Origin of the sequence: Nonomuraea sp. AD125B (assembly GCF_041402765.1) — a bacterium.
GTDB lineage: Bacteria > Actinomycetota > Actinomycetes > Streptosporangiales > Streptosporangiaceae > Nonomuraea > Nonomuraea bangladeshensis.
Window position 1 is genome coordinate 90,302 of the sequence record NZ_JBGLOU010000016.1, and the last position, 16,767, is coordinate 107,068.

At 72.2% G+C, this 16,767-nt stretch carries 13 protein-coding genes; 3 read left to right on the forward strand and 10 right to left on the reverse strand.

The window, feature by feature from the left end; genetic code table 11:
- Positions 1-41: 41 nt before the first annotated feature.
- A complete protein-coding gene (locus tag ACBR40_RS35750) occupies positions 42-704 on the reverse strand; it encodes a response regulator (RefSeq protein ID WP_371251594.1) in 663 nt (220 codons plus the stop codon).
- Positions 701-2,290 (reverse strand): ATP-binding protein, encoded by a 1,590-nt coding sequence (locus ACBR40_RS35755; protein WP_371251595.1) that lies wholly within the window; start codon positions 2,288-2,290, stop codon positions 701-703. Before ACBR40_RS35755 ends, ACBR40_RS35750 begins: the two co-directional genes overlap by 4 nt.
- Positions 2,291-2,417: 127 nt before the next feature.
- Here ACBR40_RS35755 and ACBR40_RS35760 point away from each other — a divergent pair, with 127 nt between their 5' ends.
- From ACBR40_RS35760 to ACBR40_RS35770, 3 genes are read left to right on the forward strand one after another with little or no spacing between them, the layout of a single operon-like run.
- Complete coding sequence (locus ACBR40_RS35760; protein ID WP_344217440.1) at positions 2,418-3,389, forward strand: tripartite tricarboxylate transporter substrate binding protein; 972 nt, start codon at positions 2,418-2,420, stop codon at positions 3,387-3,389.
- A complete protein-coding gene (locus ACBR40_RS35765; protein ID WP_344217442.1) occupies positions 3,389-3,883 on the forward strand; it encodes a tripartite tricarboxylate transporter TctB family protein in 495 nt (164 codons plus the stop codon). The genes ACBR40_RS35760 and ACBR40_RS35765 overlap by 1 nt, the downstream gene beginning before the upstream one ends.
- Position 3,884: 1 nt before the next feature.
- Positions 3,885-5,405 (forward strand): tripartite tricarboxylate transporter permease, encoded by a 1,521-nt coding sequence (locus tag ACBR40_RS35770; RefSeq protein ID WP_371251596.1) that lies wholly within the window; start codon positions 3,885-3,887, stop codon positions 5,403-5,405.
- Here the strand turns inward: ACBR40_RS35770 and ACBR40_RS35775 are convergent.
- The 8 genes from ACBR40_RS35775 to ligA form a co-directional block, all read right to left on the reverse strand.
- The gene (locus ACBR40_RS35775; protein WP_371251597.1) at positions 5,381-6,904 is read right to left on the reverse strand and encodes an MFS transporter; all 1,524 of its coding nucleotides are present in this window, start codon (positions 6,902-6,904) and stop codon (positions 5,381-5,383) included. The two genes, ACBR40_RS35770 and ACBR40_RS35775, sit on opposite strands and share 25 nt — an antisense overlap.
- Before the next feature lie 145 nt (positions 6,905-7,049).
- Positions 7,050-8,537: an Asp-tRNA(Asn)/Glu-tRNA(Gln) amidotransferase subunit GatB gene (gene gatB, locus ACBR40_RS35780; protein WP_344217744.1), complete on the reverse strand. Its 1,488-nt coding sequence runs from the start codon at positions 8,535-8,537 to the stop codon at positions 7,050-7,052.
- A gap of 14 nt (positions 8,538-8,551) precedes the next feature.
- The gene (locus ACBR40_RS35785) at positions 8,552-9,136 is read right to left on the reverse strand and encodes a hypothetical protein (protein WP_371251598.1); all 585 of its coding nucleotides are present in this window, start codon (positions 9,134-9,136) and stop codon (positions 8,552-8,554) included.
- Complete coding sequence (locus tag ACBR40_RS35790; RefSeq protein ID WP_371251599.1) at positions 9,133-10,296, reverse strand: AAA family ATPase; 1,164 nt, start codon at positions 10,294-10,296, stop codon at positions 9,133-9,135. Before ACBR40_RS35790 ends, ACBR40_RS35785 begins: the two co-directional genes overlap by 4 nt.
- A gap of 50 nt (positions 10,297-10,346) precedes the next feature.
- A complete protein-coding gene (gene gatA / locus ACBR40_RS35795) occupies positions 10,347-11,837 on the reverse strand; it encodes an Asp-tRNA(Asn)/Glu-tRNA(Gln) amidotransferase subunit GatA (RefSeq protein WP_344217452.1) in 1,491 nt (496 codons plus the stop codon).
- On the reverse strand, positions 11,834-12,133 hold the full coding sequence (gatC, locus tag ACBR40_RS35800) for an Asp-tRNA(Asn)/Glu-tRNA(Gln) amidotransferase subunit GatC (protein ID WP_242373478.1): 300 nt from the start codon (positions 12,131-12,133) through the stop codon (positions 11,834-11,836). The genes gatA and gatC overlap by 4 nt, the downstream gene beginning before the upstream one ends.
- 143 nt (positions 12,134-12,276) lie before the next feature.
- Positions 12,277-14,346 (reverse strand): putative bifunctional diguanylate cyclase/phosphodiesterase, encoded by a 2,070-nt coding sequence (locus ACBR40_RS35805; protein ID WP_371251600.1) that lies wholly within the window; start codon positions 14,344-14,346, stop codon positions 12,277-12,279.
- Between the two features lie 166 nt (positions 14,347-14,512).
- Positions 14,513-16,702, reverse strand: a complete 2,190-nt coding sequence (gene ligA / locus ACBR40_RS35810) for an NAD-dependent DNA ligase LigA (RefSeq protein ID WP_371251601.1) — start codon at positions 16,700-16,702, stop codon at positions 14,513-14,515.
- Positions 16,703-16,767: the final 65 nt, after the last annotated feature.

Consider the following 16,767-nt stretch of genomic DNA (forward strand, 5'->3'; position numbering starts at 1 on the left):
GACGATCCGCATATGTCACGGGAAATGGATACGGAAGTGTGTCAACCTAGCCACCGGTAGCGGTGCTCCGGCCGGCCGGCGGTGCCGTACCGTGGCCGCGCCTCGGCCCGGCCCACCGTGCTCAGGTGGTCGAGGTAGCGGCGGGCGCTCACCCGCGACAGGCCCGTGAGCTCGGCGGTCTCGGCCGCGGACAGGTCGCGTCCCGCCTCCCTGAGCGTGTCCGCGACCAGCGCGCACGTCGCCGCCGACAGCCCCTTCGGCAGGGGCGCGGTGGCGGCGGGGGCGCCGAAGAGCCGGTCCACGTCGTCCTGGCGGACCTCGGCGCCGATGGCGGTCAGGCGGCGGCGGGTGTCGGCGTAGTGCCGGAGGCGTTCGGCCAGGGCGGCGGCCGTGAACGGCTTGATCAGATAGTTCACCGCGCCGCCGCGCATGGCCTCCTGCACCGTGGGCACGTCGCGGGCGGCGCTGATCATGATGACGTCCACGTCGTGGAGCGCCTTCAGCACCTCCAGCCCGGACATGTCGGGCAGGTAGATGTCGAGCAGCACGAGGTCGGGCCGCGACTCGGCCGCCGCGGCGAGGGCGCCCGCCCCCGTGTGGGCCGTGGACACCACCCGGAAGCCGGGGACGCGGGCGACGTAGCCGCCGTGGATGCGGGCCACCATGAAATCGTCGTCCACGACGAGCACCCGTACGTCGTTCATCGCGTCCCACCCTGCGTGAGGGCCGGCAGGAGGGCCGTGAAGACCGCGCCGCCCGCGTTGCCCACGCGCACCCAGCCGCCCCGGCGCAGACACGCCTGCCGGGTCAGGGCCAGGCCGAGGCCGCGCGGCCCCGAGTGGGCGGCCTTGGTGGTGAAGCCCTCCCTGAACACCTCCTCGACCAGGTCGGGAGCGATGCCGGGGCCGGAGTCGCCGACCCGTACGCGCAGGCCGCCCGCGTCCGAGCGCACCGAGACCTCGATCGTGCCCGGCGCGCCGTCGAGCGCGTCGATCGCGTTGGCCACCAGGTTGCCGACGACGAGGACCGCGTCCTGCGGATCGCCGAGCGTGCCCTCGGGCACCCGGGAGTCCTCCGACAGCACGAGCGTCGCGCCGCGCTCGGCGGCCTCGGCGGACTTGGCCAGCAGCAGCGCGGCCAGCGTGGGGTCCTGGACGCGTTCGCGCAGGTCGCTGGCGTACGTGCCGCGCGTCGTCCGGGTGATGAAGCCGATCGCGGCCTCGTGCTCGCCCAGCTCCAGCAGCCCGACGACGGTGTGCATGCGGTTGGCGAACTCGTGGGCCTGCGCGCGCAGCGCGTCGGTGGCGCTGCTGGCGTCGTCCAGCTCGCGGGCCAGGCGGATCAGCTCGGTGCGGTCCCTGAGGGTGACGACCCAGCCGAGCTGCCGGCCGCGTACGGACACGGGGGTGCGGTTGAGCACCAGCACCCGCTCGCCGTGCAGCACGACGCGGTCCTCGCCGGGGTCGGCGCCGCCGAGCACGTCGCGCAGGCGCTCGGAGACCGGCAGCCTGGTCAGGTCCTCGCCCTCGGCGACCGCGCCGAGCAGGTCGCGGGCGGCGTCGTTGACCAGCGTCACGCGGCCGTCGAGGTCGAGCGCGAGCACGCCCTCCTTCACGCCGTGCAGCACGCCCTCGCGCTGCTCCAGCAGCGCCGCGATCTCCCTCGGCTCCAGGCCGAAGGTCTGCCTGCGCACCCGGGCGGTGACGAGCGCGGCCAGCGCCAGCCCGGCCAGCATGACCGCGAGCGCGGTCCACACCAGCGGCGGCAGCGCGCCGCCGAGCTGGTTCATCACCGTGGTCTCCAGGACGCCGACGGAGACCAGGCCGATGACGGCGCCGTACTCGTCGCGGATCGGGGTCTTGCCGCGGACCGTGGTGCCGAGCGTGCCGGTCTCGGTGCCGACCCAGCTCCGGCCGGTACGCAGCACCACCGTGCCGTCGGTGGACAGCCGCTTGCCGATGAGCGAGGCGTTGGGGTGGGCGAAGCGGCGCTGCTGGGCGTCGGCGATGACGACGTAGTCGGCGCCGGTCTCCTGCTGGACGCCCAGCGCGAGCGGCTGCAGCACGCTCTCCGGATCGGGCCGCCTGAACGCGTCGCGGACCTGCGGGAGCGCGGCCACCGACTGGGCGATGGCGAGCGCCCGCTGCTGGTGCAGCGCGTCGAGCTGCTCGCGGGTGTGCCCCGCCCACACCGCGGCGGTGCCGCCGGCGGCCATCAGCACGATCACCATCTGGAGCACGAAGAGCTGGGTGCCCAGCGGGGCCTCACGCACCCGTCTCGCGGACCACATATGCCTGCACCCAGGTCACGACCAATACGACCACTATGACGGCAAGCATGCAAAGCCTCGACGCGGATCGGAAGGGGATTCACCATCCCAGTTTCATAACCGTGAACTCTCTTTCCTGGAGTCGATCATGCGTCTGCGCATATTCGCCACGCTCGCGGCGTTCTCCCTCGCCGTGCTGAGCGGCTGCGGCGGGCAGGGCGGCGGGACCAGCGCCTCGGGCACGCTGCGGATCATGGCCCCGGCCGCGCCCGGCGGCGGCTGGGACCAGACCTCCCGCACCGCCGAGCAGGCGTTCAAGAGCGCCGCGCCGGACCGCAAGGTCGAGGTGTACAACGTGCCGGGCGCGGGCGGCACGATCGGCCTGGCGCAGCTGGCCGGCGAGAAGGGCAATGGCAACCTGCTCATGACGATGGGCCTGGTCATGGTGGGCGCCATCGAGCAGAACAAGTCGAAGGTCACGCTGGCGGAGACCACGCCGATCGCGAAGCTGACCGAGGAGTACGAGATCGTCGTGGTCCCGGCCTCCTCGCCGCACAAGACGCTGGCCGACCTGGTGGCGGCGTGGAAGGCCGACCCGGCGAAGGTGTCGATCTCCGGCGGCTCGGCGGGCGGCACCGACCACATCGTGGCCGGGCTCATGGCCAAGGCCGCGGGCGTGGACCCCAAGCAGGTCAACTACATCGCGCACTCCGGCGGCGGCGAGGCGCTGAACGAGCTCCTCGGCGGCAAGGTCACCGCGGGCGTCTCGGGCGTCTCGGAGTTCGCCGAGCACGTCCGGTCGGGCAAGCTGCGCGCCCTCGGCGTCACCTCCGGCGAGCGCCTGGCCGACCTGGACGCGCCCACGCTCAAGGAGGGCGGCCTGGACGTGGAGCTGGCCAACTGGCGCGGCTTCGTCGCCCCCGCCGGCCTGTCCGAGGCCGACAAGACCGCGCTGACCGACCTGGTCACCAAGATGCACGACGCGCAGCCGTGGAAGGACGCCGTGGCCAAGAACGGCTGGATCGACTCCTTCCAGACCGGTCAGCAGTTCGCCGACTTCCTGAGCGCCGAGCAGGCCCGGGTCAAGGGCATCATCGCCGAGATGGGGCTCGTGTCCTGATGACGCGCCTGCGTTCGTGGTGGCGGCCCGAGCTCGGGCTCGCGCTCGTGGTGCTCGGGCTGGGGGTCTTCGTGATCGCCGGGACGCTCGACGTCTCGGCGGCGGCCTCCCGGCTCGGGCCAGGGCCGCGGTTCTTCCCCGTGCTGGTCGGCGGGGCCATGGTCGTGATCGGCCTGTTCTACGTGCTCGACGTGCTGCGCGGCGGGCACGGCGACCCCGAGGAGAGCGAGGACGTGGACGCCGCCGCCCCCGCCGACCTGCGCGGCCTGCTGCTGGTGAGCGGCATCTTCCTGGCCTTCGCGGCGCTGCTCGACCTGCTCGGCTGGATCATCGGCGCGAGCCTGCTGTTCTTCGGGCTGTCGGTGGCGCTCGGGGCCGAGCACAAGGCGCGGGCGGCCGTGGTCGCCGTGGTCATGGGCGTGCTCACGTACGTGCTGTTCGTCAACGGGCTCGGCGTGCGGCTGCCGGACGGGCCGCTCGCGGGGGTGCTGTGAGATGACCTCCCTGGAGCTGCTGCTGGACGGCTTCGCCGCCGCGCTCACCCCCGTCAACCTCATGTACGCGCTCATCGGCGTCACCCTCGGCACCCTGGTCGGCGTGCTGCCCGGCATCGGGCCGGCGATGACGGTGGCGCTGCTGCTGCCGGTCACGTTCACGGTGCCGCCGACCGCCGCGTTCATCATGTTCGCCGGCATCTACTACGGCGGCATGTACGGCGGCTCGACCACGTCCATCCTGCTCAACACGCCCGGCGAGTCCTCCTCCATGATCACCGCGCTGGAGGGCAACAAGATGGCCAGGCGCGGGCGGGCGGCGCAGGCCCTCGCCACGGCGGCCATCGGCTCGTTCGTGGCCGGGACCATCGCCACCGCGCTGCTGGTCGTGGCGGCCCCCGCGGTGGTGGCGTTCGCGATCTCGTTCGGGCCGGAGGACTACTTCGCGCTGGCCGTCCTCGCGTTCATCGCGGTGTCGTCGGTGCTGTCGCGCTCGGTCGTACGCGGCCTCGCCTCGCTCGGCCTCGGCCTGGTGATCGGGCTGATCGGCATCGACCAGCAGACCGGGCAGGCGCGGCTCACGCTCGGCGTCCCGCAGCTCCTCGACGGCATCGACGTGGTGATCGTCGCGGTCGGCCTGTTCGCGCTCGGCGAGGCCCTGTACGTGGCCTCGCGGCTGCGCCACTCCCCGCCCTCCGTGGTGCCCGTCGGCCGGGCGTGGATGGGGCGCGCGGACTGGCGGCGTTCCTGGGGGCCGTGGCTGCGCGGCACGGCGCTGGGGTTCCCGTTCGGGGCGCTGCCGGGCGGCGGGGCCGAGATCCCGACGTTCCTGTCGTACGCGGCCGAGCGCCGCCTGGCCCGCGGCGTGGCCCGCGAGGAGTACGGCAAGGGCGCCATCGAGGGCGTCGCCGGGCCTGAGGCGGCCAACAACGCCTCCGCCGCCGGCACCCTGGTGCCCCTGCTCACGCTGGGCCTGCCCACCTCCGCGACCGCCGCGATCATGCTGGCCGCCTTCCAGCAGTACGGCCTGCAGCCCGGCCCGCAGCTCTTCGACCACAACCCGGCGCTGGTCTGGGCCATGATCGCCTCGCTGTTCATCGGCAACGCGATGCTGCTGGTGCTCAACCTGCCGCTGGCCCCGGTGTGGGCGCGGGTGCTGCGGGTGCCCAGGCCGTACCTGTACGCCGGGATCGTGCTGTTCGCCGCCCTCGGCGTGTACGCGCTGAACGGCACCGTCGTGGACCTGTTCGTGCTGTACGTCCTCGGCCTGCTCGGCTACGCCATGCGCCGCTTCGGCCTGCCGATCGCCCCCGCGGTGATCGGCATGATCCTGGGGCCGATGGCGGAGATCCAGCTCCGCCGGGCGCTGGCGATCGGCGCGGGCGACGTGAGCGTGCTGGTGCGCAGCCCGGTCGCGGCGGCGCTGCTGGCGCTGGCGGCGCTGGCGCTGCTGACTCCGCTCGCCAGGCGGCTGGCAGCCCGGCGCCGCGCGACCTCCTACGCCGAGCCCGCCGAAGACTGACCCGCGGCCGCCCCGGCCGGGCCCGCGCTTTCCTGGCCCGCGCTCGCCTGGCCCGCGCTCGCCTGGCCGGCACTTGCCTGGCCGGCGCTTGCCTGGCCGGCGCTCGCCTGGCCGGCGCTCGCCTGGCCGGCCTGGCTCGTCCCGGCGGCCTGGCCGGCCAGGCTCGCCTCGCCATCCCCGCCGTCCCCGGGTGTTCCGGTGGCCTTCGGGCCGCCGAACGCCCTGGGGGCGACGGCCAGCCCCGCCACCGCCATCACCAGCGTCGCCGCGAACACCACCCAGTACTCCCGCCCCGCCGACAGGAACAGCGCCCCCGTGACCGCCACCGACACCACCGAGAACACCGACTCACCCACCTGCAGCGCCGAGCTGTTCTCCCCCTGCTCGCCGGGCGCCGACAGCTCCAGCGTGAGCACCGACAGCGTCGGATAGATCAGCCCGATCCCGAACCCGGTGACGATCCACGCCGGATACGCCACCGCCAGCGGCACCGACGGGATCGTGACCGCCCCCATGACCACGATGCCCAGCGCGATCATCGCCGAGCCGAGCCGCAGGTTGGTCCGCTGCCCGAAGACCTCCCGCCCCTGCAGCCACGACGCGAACGACCAGCTCAGCGCGCCACCGGTGAGCACCAGCCCGGCCGCCGTCGTGGACAGCTCCCGCTCCTCGCGCAGCATGAGCGGCACCATGACCTCGGCCGCGAAGAACGCCCCGGCGGCCAGCCCGCGCAGCCCCACCACGGACGGCAGCCCGCGGGCCGCCCGCAGCGTCCCGGCCGGCAGCAGCCTGGGCAGCGCCACGGCCAGCACCACGAGCCCGATGATCAGCAGGGGCAGCCGCCCGTCCGTGCTGCCGTACTGCATGAGCGCGGCCCCGACGGCGGTCACCGCCGCCCACGTGATCTTCGCCGGCAGGCCGGGGGCGGGCCCCCGCTGCCCGCCGCGCACCGGCTGTCCCGCCAGCCCGCGCAGCAGCAGCAACCCGGCGACCACGGTCAGGAACGGCACCAGCAGGAACACCGACCGCCAGCCGAGCGTGTCGGTCAGCACGCCCACGATCACCGGGCCCACCATCGACGGCACCACCCACGCCGTCGCGAACAGCGAGAAGATCCGCGGATGCAGCTCCTCGGGATAGACCCGGGCCACCAGCACGTACAGCGCCACGCTGACCAGCGCCCCGCCGAACCCCTGGACGAAGCGGCCCGCGATCAGCACCTCCATGCTCGGCGCGAGACCCGCCACGGCCAGCCCGGCCCCGAACCCGGCCACGCCCGTCCACAGAGGCGCCATGGGCCCGCGCAGGTCGGCCCACCGGCCGCCGAGCACCGTGCCGACCACGCTCGCCGCCATCGCGCCGCTGAAGGCCAGCCCGTACAGCTCCAGCCCGCCCAGTTCCTCGGCCACGACCGGCATCGCGATCGCGACCGCCATGTACTCGAAGGCCACCAGTGACATCAGCGCCACCAGGCCGGCCGTCAACGCTCTTCTCGACATGCCGCAGAACCTACGGCCTGCCGGCGCGCCGCACCTCCGGCGGGGGTGCCGCTCCGCCTCGGCAATCGGTCCTAGGACCGGCCCTGCCCACGTACGAGGGCCCCGCCGCCGAAGCGACGAGGCCCCTGACCACACGTCCGTACGGTTACTCGGACACGCCCAGCTTCTCCAGGATGAGCTGACGGGCGCGGGCGGCGTCCGCCTTGCCCTTGCTGGCCCGCATGACGCCGCCGACCAGCGCGCCGGCGGCGGCGATCTTTCCTGCGCGTACCTTGTCGGCCGCGTCGGCGTTGTCGGCCAGCACCTGGTCGATGATCGCCGACAGCTCGCCCTCGTCGTTGACGATCTTCAGCCCGCGCGCCTCGACGACCGCGTCAGGGTCGCCCTCGCCGCCGAGCACGCCCTCCAGCACCTCGCGCGCCAGCTTGTCGTTGAGCGCGCCGGAGGCGACCAGCTCGGTCACCCGCGCGACCTGCGCCGGCGTGATGGCCAGCTCGGCCAGCGGCACGCCGGTCTCGTTGGCGCGGCGGGCCAGCTCGCCCATCCACCACTTGCGCGCGTCGGCCGCCGGCGCGCCGGCCGCCACCGTCGCCTCGACCAGGTCGAACGCGTCGGCGTTGTGCATGGCCTGCATGTCGAGGTCGGACAGCCCCCACTCGGCCTGCAGCCGCTTGCGCCGCACCGACGGCAGCTCGGGCAGCGCCGCCTTCAGCTCGGCCACCCACGCGGGGTCGGGCGCGATCGGCACCAGGTCGGGCTCGGGGAAGTAGCGGTAGTCCTGCGCCTCCTCCTTGGAACGGCCGGACGTGGTGGTGCCGGTGTCCTCGTGGAAGTGCCGCGTCTCCTGGACGATCGTGCCGCCGTCGGCGAGGACGGCGGCCTGCCGCTCGATCTCGCTCCGCACGGCCCGCTCGACGCTGCGCAGGGAGTTGACGTTCTTGGTCTCGGTGCGGGTGCCCCACTCCGACGCGCCGCGCGGCATCAGCGAGACGTTGACGTCGCAGCGCAGCGAGCCCTCCTCCATGCGCACGTCGGAGACGCCGAGCGAGCGCATGATCTCGCGCAGCTCGGTGACGTACGCGCGGGCGACCTCGGGCGCGAGCCGGTCGGTGCCGGGGATGGGCTTGGTGACGATCTCGACCAGCGGGATGCCCGCCCGGTTGTAGTCGACGATCGAGTGGTCGGCCCCGTGGATGCGCCCGGTCGCGCCGCCCACGTGGGTGGACTTGCCGGTGTCCTCCTCCAGGTGCACCCGCTCGATGCCGATGCGCACGGTCTCCCCGTTCACCTCGACGTCGAGGTAGCCGTCGAAGCAGAGCGGCTCGTCGTACTGGGAGATCTGGTAGTTCTTCGGCATGTCCGGATAGAAGTAGTTCTTCCGGGCGAAGCGGCACCACTCGGCGATCGAGCAGTTGAGCGCCAGGCCGATGCGGATCGTCGACTCGATCGCCATGGCGTTGGCCACCGGCAGCGAGCCCGGCAGCGCAAGGCAGGTCGGGCAGACCTGCGTGTTGGGCGGAGCGCCGAAGGTGGTCTTGCAGCCGCAGAACATCTTCGACCTGGTGCCCAGCTCGACGTGCGTCTCCAGCCCGAGCACCGGCTCGAACCGCTCCAGCGCTTCGTCGTACGGCATGAGCGTGTGCGTGCTCACAAGTAACCAAGTCCTTTCAGTACGTTCTTCGCCTCGGCAACCCAAGCGGCGTAGGCGGGCACCTGCCCCAAGACGTCGAGGTCGATATTTCTGCCTATGTATTCGAAGTAATCGCGGACCGGCCAGTCCTGCCCCCCGACGACCTCGTCCAGGAGCTTCTCAGGGTCGGCGACCTTCTCCACCTCACCCGGACTGCCGGGCAGAGGTCGCAGGTCGACGCCCTTGAGTCCGCCCCAGACCTGCCGATCGGCCAGGAGCCATGCCTCGGTCTCCTTCACCGGTATCAGGCCGATGACCGGAAGCCGCAGACCTGCCAGGACGGCCTCCGCCTTGCCGCGTTCGCGATGATCGTTGTGCACGAACAGCACGTGGCAGTCGGCTGCCAGGTCGGTCAGCGCGCTCGTCACGCGCGTCTGGCCACGGATCGACCGGCAGGAGGCGATCTCGGTCGGCTCGACGTCGACCACGCACCGCCCTGACGACCACGTCAACTCCCGCAGCTGCCTGAAGATCACCAGCCCCAGGAAGATCTCGTCAGTCTCCCCTTCTGCGATCAGGCCGGGCACCAGCGGGCGGCTCATCCGGGTATCTCCACGGCGCTGAGATAGCGCCGCACCTGCCGCGGGGAGACGAAGGTGCCGGGCCGGCCCTCGTCGCGCACCGGCTTGGCAACCGTGACCCGGGACATCCCCTTCTGTTCCGGATCCACCCGGGCGACGCTGTCCAGAAAGACCAACGCGTCCGGCCGGAGCCGGTAAAGCTCGGAGACCACCACGGGTGAATGTGTCGTGAGGATCACCTGCCGCAGGGGCCGCCGCAGCGCCTCGCGGTCACCGAGATCCGTCACCAGCCGCTGGACGCGGCGCAGCAACTCGGCCATTCGGCTGGGATGCAGGCCGTTCTCGATCTCCTCGATCAGCAGCACGCCCGCATGATCCGGGTCGTGCAGGGCCGCCAGCAGCCCCAGGATCCTCAGTGTGCCGTCGGAGAGCAGCGCGCTGGGCACGGCGCCCTGTCCGTCCACCATCAGCTCGAAGGACCATTCCTGCCGGCGTTCGTCGTGGAAGGGCACGACACCGTTGACGTCCGGGATGAGCGCCGCCAGATCAAGAGCGACCCTGTCGAGGGCCTCCGTGGCGCTGAGCCTGCCCAGCACGGCGGCCACGTTCGAACCGTCGGAAAGGAGCGGACGACGGTCGGCCGCCGACGCCACCTCGCGCATGGCCCGCGGCTCTGGTTCGTACCAGCGCCAGTCGACCATGGCGGCAGGTGTCGAGGAGAGCTCCGGATGCTCGCCCTCCACGCAGTCCACGGCGTCGAACTCCGCGGCCCAGCACTCCTTCACTGCTTCGGGCAGCCTGTCACGCTCCCCCGGAGCCCAAGGGAGCAGTCGCGACTGCTCCACGACCGCACGTGCGGGGTCCGGGCGATAACGCGCCGTCGTGTCCAGACGGACCGGTCGCACGCCCGAACCCTGCTCAGCCAGCAACCTGAGCCGGATCTGGAACTCGCTCCGCGGCATTCCCCGGGCCGGCCGGTGGAAAAGCTGGTGGGCGCGGCCACGTTTGGCGGTGAAGAACGCCTCCTCCCCGCCACGGGCCGCGGCCGCCACGAAGTCCAGCGCGTCCAGCAGGTTGGACTTGCCGCTTGAGTTCGGGCCCACGAGGGCGAGGAACGGCGGCACGTCGAGGGCGAAGTCCAGGAAGGACTTGAACCCGTCGATCTCGATGCGCGTGAGCATGCCGCCGTCTCCTCCCTCGTCCTGCAGTCCGCGTCTGACAGCCCGCAGTCCTACAGCTCCGGGGCCTGGGCCAGGAGGCTGCCGCCCCAGCGGCTTTCGAGGGCGTGCTCGATGGCGGCGCCGACGCGGTAGCAGCGGTCGTCGGCGAGCACCGGGGCCATGATCTGGAGGCCGACCGGCAGGCCGTCCTCGTCGGCGAGTCCACACGGCACCGACATGGCGGCGTTGCCCGCGAGGTTGGACGGGATGGTGCACAGGTCGGCGAGGTACATCGCCATCGGGTCGTCGGCGCGCTCGCCGATCGGGAACGCCGTGGTCGGCGTGGTCGGCGAGACCAGGACGTCGACCTGCTGGTAGGCGGCCTCGAACTCGCGCGCGATGACGGTGCGGACCTTCTGCGCCTGGCCGTAGTAGGCGTCGTAGTAGCCGCTGGACAGCGCGTACGTGCCCAGCATGATCCGCCGCTTGACCTCAGGGCCGAAGCCGGCGGCGCGGGTCAGCGCCATGACCTCCTCGGCGCTGCGTCCGCCGTCGTCGCCGACGCGCAGGCCGTAGCGCATGGCGTCGAAGCGGGCCAGGTTGGACGAGCACTCCGACGGCGCGATCAGGTAGTAGGCCGGCAGCGCCGTGGTGAACGACGGGCAGGAGACCTCGACCACGGTGGCGCCCAGCGACTCCAGCAGCTTGACGGCCTCGTGGTAGCGGGCCAGCACGCCGGTCTGGTAGCCCTCGCCGGAGAACTCCTTGACGACGCCGACGCGCAGGCCGGCGATGTCGGGGTTGCGGGCCGCCTCGACCACGCTCGGGACCGGCGCGTCGATGGAGGTGGAGTCCATCGGGTCGTGGCCGGAGAACGCCTCGTGCAGCAGCGCCGCGTCGAGCACGTTGCGGGCGAAGGGGCCCGGCGTGTCGAGCGAGCTGGCGAAGGCGATGAGGCCGTAGCGGGACGAGCCGCCGTAGGTCGGCTTCATCCCCACGATGCCGGTGACCGAGGCCGGCTGCCGGATCGAGCCGCCGGTGTCGGTGCCGGTGGACAGCGGCGCCTCGTAGGCCGCCACCGCGGCGCTGGAGCCGCCGGAGGAGCCGCCGGGCACCCGCGTCAGGTCCCACGGGTTGCGGGTGACGTGGTAGGCGGAGTTCTCCGTCGAGGAGCCCATGGCGAACTCGTCGAGGTTGGTCTTGCCGAGGATGACCAGCCCGGCCTCGCGCAGCCGGGCGGTGACGGTCGCGTCGTAGGGGGGCCGCCAGCCCTCAAGGATCTTGGACGCGGCCGTGGTCGGCATGTCGCGGGTGGTGAAGATGTCCTTGTGCGCGATCGGCACGCCGGCCAGCGGGCCCAGCTTCTCGCCCGCGCGCAGCCGGGCGTCGACCGCCCGCGCCTGCTCCAGCGTCACCTCGCGGTCGACGTGCAGGAACGCCTGGACCTTGGGCTCCACCTCGGCCATGCGGTCGAGGTGCGCCTCGGCCACCTCGACGGCCGACACCTCGCCCGCGGCGATCATCGAGCCCAGCTCGGCGGCGGTCTTGCGGATGAGACTCATGCCTCCTCCCCGAGGATGCGCGGCACCTGGAAGCGGTCGTCCTCGACGGCGGGCGCGCCGGAGAGCGCCTGCTCGGGGGTCAGGGACGGCCGCACCTCGTCGGCACGGAAGACATTGGTGAGCGGAAGCGCGTGCGACGAAGGCGGAACGTCCTCGGCCGCGACCTCGGCCACCTTCGCGACCGACTCGATGATGGCATCGAGCTGGGTGGCGTAGTGGTCGAGCTCGTCGTCCGTGAGCGCCAGCCTGGACAACCGGGCCAGGTGTGCGACCTCGTCGCGGGTTATGGCGGACATGAGTCGTTTAACCCGTTTCGTGGATGGAGTCTTTGGACACTGCCATCCTAGGGGGCTTGACGCAGCGCACCCGAACGATTAACCCCCTGGCAACATCCGCGCGGCGATCCGTGGAAGCGCTCCCACGAAGCACGGCGGCATGGTCAGGCGGTGTGGGTCACCTCGGGCTGGTAGCCGTACTCGGCGGACAGGGCCCCTGCGCGCTCACGCAGCCAGGCCGTCATCTCCGCGGCCGGCATCGGCTCGCCGAACAGCCACCCCTGCCCCACGTCGCAGCCCATCTCGGCCAGCCGCATGGCGACGTCGTCCGACTCGACGCCCTCGGCGACCGAGCGCAGCCCGAGCGAGCGCACCAGGTCGACGATCGAGCGGACGATCCGGTCGTCGTCCTCGGACTCGGCGATCCTGCGGACGAACGAGGCGTCGATCTTGACCTCGGACACCGCCAGCCGCTGCAGCCGGATGAGCGAGGAGTAGCCGGTGCCGAAGTCGTCCAACGACAGCGGCACGCCCAGCGTGACGAGCGCCTTGATGGTCTCCTGCGTGTAGGCCTGGTCGCCGGTCAGTATGCGCTCGGTCACCTCCAGCTGGATGGCCGCGGGCGGCAGCCCGTAGCGGGCCAGCCCCACCTCCAGCTGCTCGGGCAGCGCGGAGTCGAGCAGGTCGCGGGCCGAGATGTTGACCGAGACCGGCACCCGCAGCCCGCCGTGCCACCAGCACGCGGCCTGCGCCAGCGCCTGCTCGATCACGTACGCCGTGAGCTGCCGCATCAGGTAGGACTGCTCCGCCAGCGGCACGAACTCCGACGGCGGGATCATCCCGTGCACCGGGTGCCGCCAGCGCAGCAGCGCCTCCACGCCCCGCACCGCGCCGCTGCCCAGCCCGACCTCGGGCTGGTAGTGCAGCCGCAGCTCGCCGCCGTCGATGGCGCGTCGCAGGTCACCCAGTAACGTCAGCCGTTCGGGCGAGTTGCGGTCCTTGTCCGGCTGGTAGAGCTCGACGCCGGTGCGTCCCTCCTTGGCGAGGTACATCGCCACGTCGGCGCGCTGGAGCAGCAGCTCGAAGTCGGGGGCGTGGTCCGGGTAGAGCGCGATGCCGACCGAGGCGTCCACGTCGAACGTCATGCCCTCCAGCCGCACCGGCTCGGTCAGCGCCGCGCGCAGCCGGGCCGCGACCTCGCGGGCCGCATGGGTGTCGCGGATCGAGGGCAGCAGCACGGCGAACTCGTCGCCGCCCAGCCTGGCCACCACGTCGCCGGGCCGCACGGAGTGGGTCAGGCGGTGCGCGACCATCTGCAGCAGCCGGTCGCCCACCGGGTGGCCCATCGTGTCGTTGACCTCCTTGAACCGGTCGAGGTCGAGCAGGAACAGGCCGACCCGCTCGTCGTGGCGGGCCTCGGCCAGCGCCTCCTCGGTGCTCACGATGAGCATCTTGCGGTTGGGCAGGCCGGTCAGCTCGTCGTGCATCGCCTGGTGGTCGCGCCGCATGGACAGGGTGGCGGTGAAGTAGACGGCCGCGAGCGGCGCGACGAACAGCGGCACGAGGCCGGGCGTGTGGTTCATGACCACGACGACCAGCGGCGCCATGCCGAGCAGCGCGACGTAGACGAGGCCCTGCGGCCCCACGGTGACCCGCAGCACCCGGACGATGGAGCGCCGTTCGTGCAGCGCGACCGCGCCGCAGACGAGGGTGGCGCGGGTGGCGAAGTAGGCGATCCCGGCCAGCGCGATCGGCACCAGGCCGGGCACGTCGGGCTCCCAGGGCACGGACGGGCTCGGCGCGATGCCGAACGCCCCGAGGACCACGGCCGCTGCGGTGAGCGCGAGGGTGGACTGCGCGATGTTGAACATGACCCGGTGCCACGCCTTGCGTGTCAGCACGCCGTTGAGCGCGACCGCGACGGCCTGCAGCAGCACCGCGACCGGCAGCCCGTAGTGCAGCAGCACGGCGAAGGTGAACATGGTGGACGGGTAGGTGCCGCCCACCGAGGCGGCGGAGGACACCATCACGGGCCGCAGCTCGCCGAGGATCACGAGGACCACCAGCACCCAGAACAGCGCGGTGCGGGCCAGCGCGGTGAGCCCCGTGGCGTCGAGCCTGAGCATGGCCACGAGCAGAGCGGTGAAGCCGATCACCGTGATGCCGGCGAGGAACGCCCAGAGCGGCGTGCCGACGCGTGGTCCGGTGTCGCGGGTGTCGGTTGGGTCAGTCATCGATAACAGAACCCCCATGAGGTCACTATGGGAGGGTACGACCTTCAGCCCACTTCGCGAAACCAAGCGCGTACGGTCCGTAATTCTCCTTTCCGACATATACCCAAAAACCACCGTACGTAGCAAACCCTGCCCGGTGCGTACCGGCCCTCCCGGTACAGGCCGTTCACTCCTCCGGTTTGACCGCCGCCGCGGCCGCCGCCTCCGGCCCTTCCTCCAGCAGCACCGCGAATCCGGCCCCGTCCAGGATCGGCACCCCGAGCGTCACCGCCTTGTCGTACTTCGACCCCGCGTTGTCCCCCGCGATCAGGAACGACGTCTTCTTCGACACCGACGAGGCCACCTTGCCGCCCCGCGCGGCGATCGCGTCGGAGGCCGAGTCGCGCGTGTAGCCCTCCAGGGTGCCCGTCACCACGAACGTCAGCCCTTCGAGCGTCTGCGGCCCCTTCTCCGGCGCGGGCTCGTCCTCCATCCGCACCCCGGCGGCCCGCCACCGCTCGATGATCTCCCGGTGCCAGTCGACCTCGAACCACTCCTTGATCGTCGCCGCCACCCGCGGCCCGATGCCCTCGATCGCGGCCAGCTCCTCCTCGGATGCGTTCATGATCGCGTCGATCGAGCGCAGGGCGCCCGCGAGGTCGCGCGCCGTGGGCGGCCCGACGTGCCGGATCGACAGCGCCACCAGGAGCTGCGCGAGCGGAACCTGCTTGGCCCGCTCCAGCTCCTCGATGAGCAGCCGGGCCCCGGCGCTGGGCTCGCCGTTCTGGTTGGAGAAGAGGGTGACGACCTTCTCCTCGCCGGTCTTCGGGTCGATCTTGGGCAGGCCGGAGTCGGGGTCGCGGACCACGGACCTGATGGGCAGCAGCTGCTCCAGCGTGAGGTCGAACAGGTCGGCCTCGGTGCGCACCACCGGCTCCTGCGGCGGCAGCGGCTGGGAGAGCGCGGTGGCCGCGACGTAGCCGAGCCCGTCGATGTCGAGCGCCCGCCGCCCGGCCGCGAAGTAGACGCGCTCGCGGATCTGCGCCGGGCAGGCCCGCGCGTTGGGGCAGCGCAGGTCGGCGTCGCCCTCCTTCTCGTACGCGAGCCGCGTGCCGCACTCGGGGCAGTGCGTCGGCATGACGAACTCCCGCTCGGAGCCGTCGCGCAGCGCCGTCACCGGGCCCACGACCTCGGGGATGACGTCGCCCGCCTTGCGCAGCACGACCGTGTCGCCGATGAGCACGCCCTTCTTCTGCACGATCGCGGCGTTGTGCAGCGTGGCCCGCTCGACCGTGGACCCGGACACCACCACCGGCTCCATCACCGCGAACGGCGTCACCCGCCCGGTGCGCCCCACCCCGACCTGGATGTCGAGGAGCTTGGTGTTGACCTCCTCGGGCGGGTATTTGAAGGCCATCGCCCAGCGCGGCGCCCGCGAGGTCGAGCCCAGCTCGCGCTGCGTGCGCAGGTCGTCGACCTTGACCACGACCCCGTCGATCTCGTACGCCGGGTCGTGCCGGTGCACCCGGTAGTGCTCGATGAACTCGTTGACCTCGGTGAGCGTCGGCACCACCTGGTAGAGGTCGCTGACCGGCAGCCCGAACTCGCGCAGCCGCGCGTAGGTCTCCGACTGCGTGCGCGGCGCGGCCGCCCCCTCCCAGACGCCGACGCCGTGCACCAGCATCCGCAGCGGCCGCTGCGCGGTGACCCGCGGGTCCTTCTGGCGCAGGGTGCCGGCGGCGGAGTTGCGCGGGTTGGCGAAGGGCGGCTTGCCCTGCTCGACGAGCTGCTCGTTGAGCCGTTTGAAGCCCTCGACCGGGATGTAGACCTCGCCGCGCACCTCGACCAGGCTCGGCACGTCGTCGCCGGCGAGCCGGTGGGGGACGCCCTGGATCGTGCGCACGTTGTCGGTCACGTCGTCGCCGGTGCGCCCGTCGCCGCGGGTGGCGCCCCGCTCCAGCCTGCCGTCACGGTAGACCAGCGCGATGGCCAGGCCGTCGATCTTGAGCTCGCAGAGGTAGGGCCCCGGATCACCCTCGGCCAGCCGCTCGGCGCGGGCCTGCCAGGCCGCCATGTCCTGGGGGGTGAACGCGTTGTCGAGGCTCTCCATCCTGGCCAGGTGCTGGACCTTGGCGAAGTCGCCCGAGGGCGGCGCGCCCACCTTCTGGGTCGGCGAGTCGGGCGTCTGCAACGACGGATGGGCCTCCTCCAGGGCCAGCAGCTCCCTGAACCACGCGTCGAACTGCGCGTCACTGACCGTCGGCTGGTCGAGCACGTAGTAGCGCCAGCGGGCGTCCTCGACCAGATCGCTCAGCTCGGCGTGCCGCTTGAGCGCGGCCACGGGCACGCCCTGGACCTCGGTGCTTGACTCGCTCACGCGGGCTCTCCTTCCGTACGGCAACCTGAGCAAACGCTACCGCTGAGCACCGACAACACCGTGCT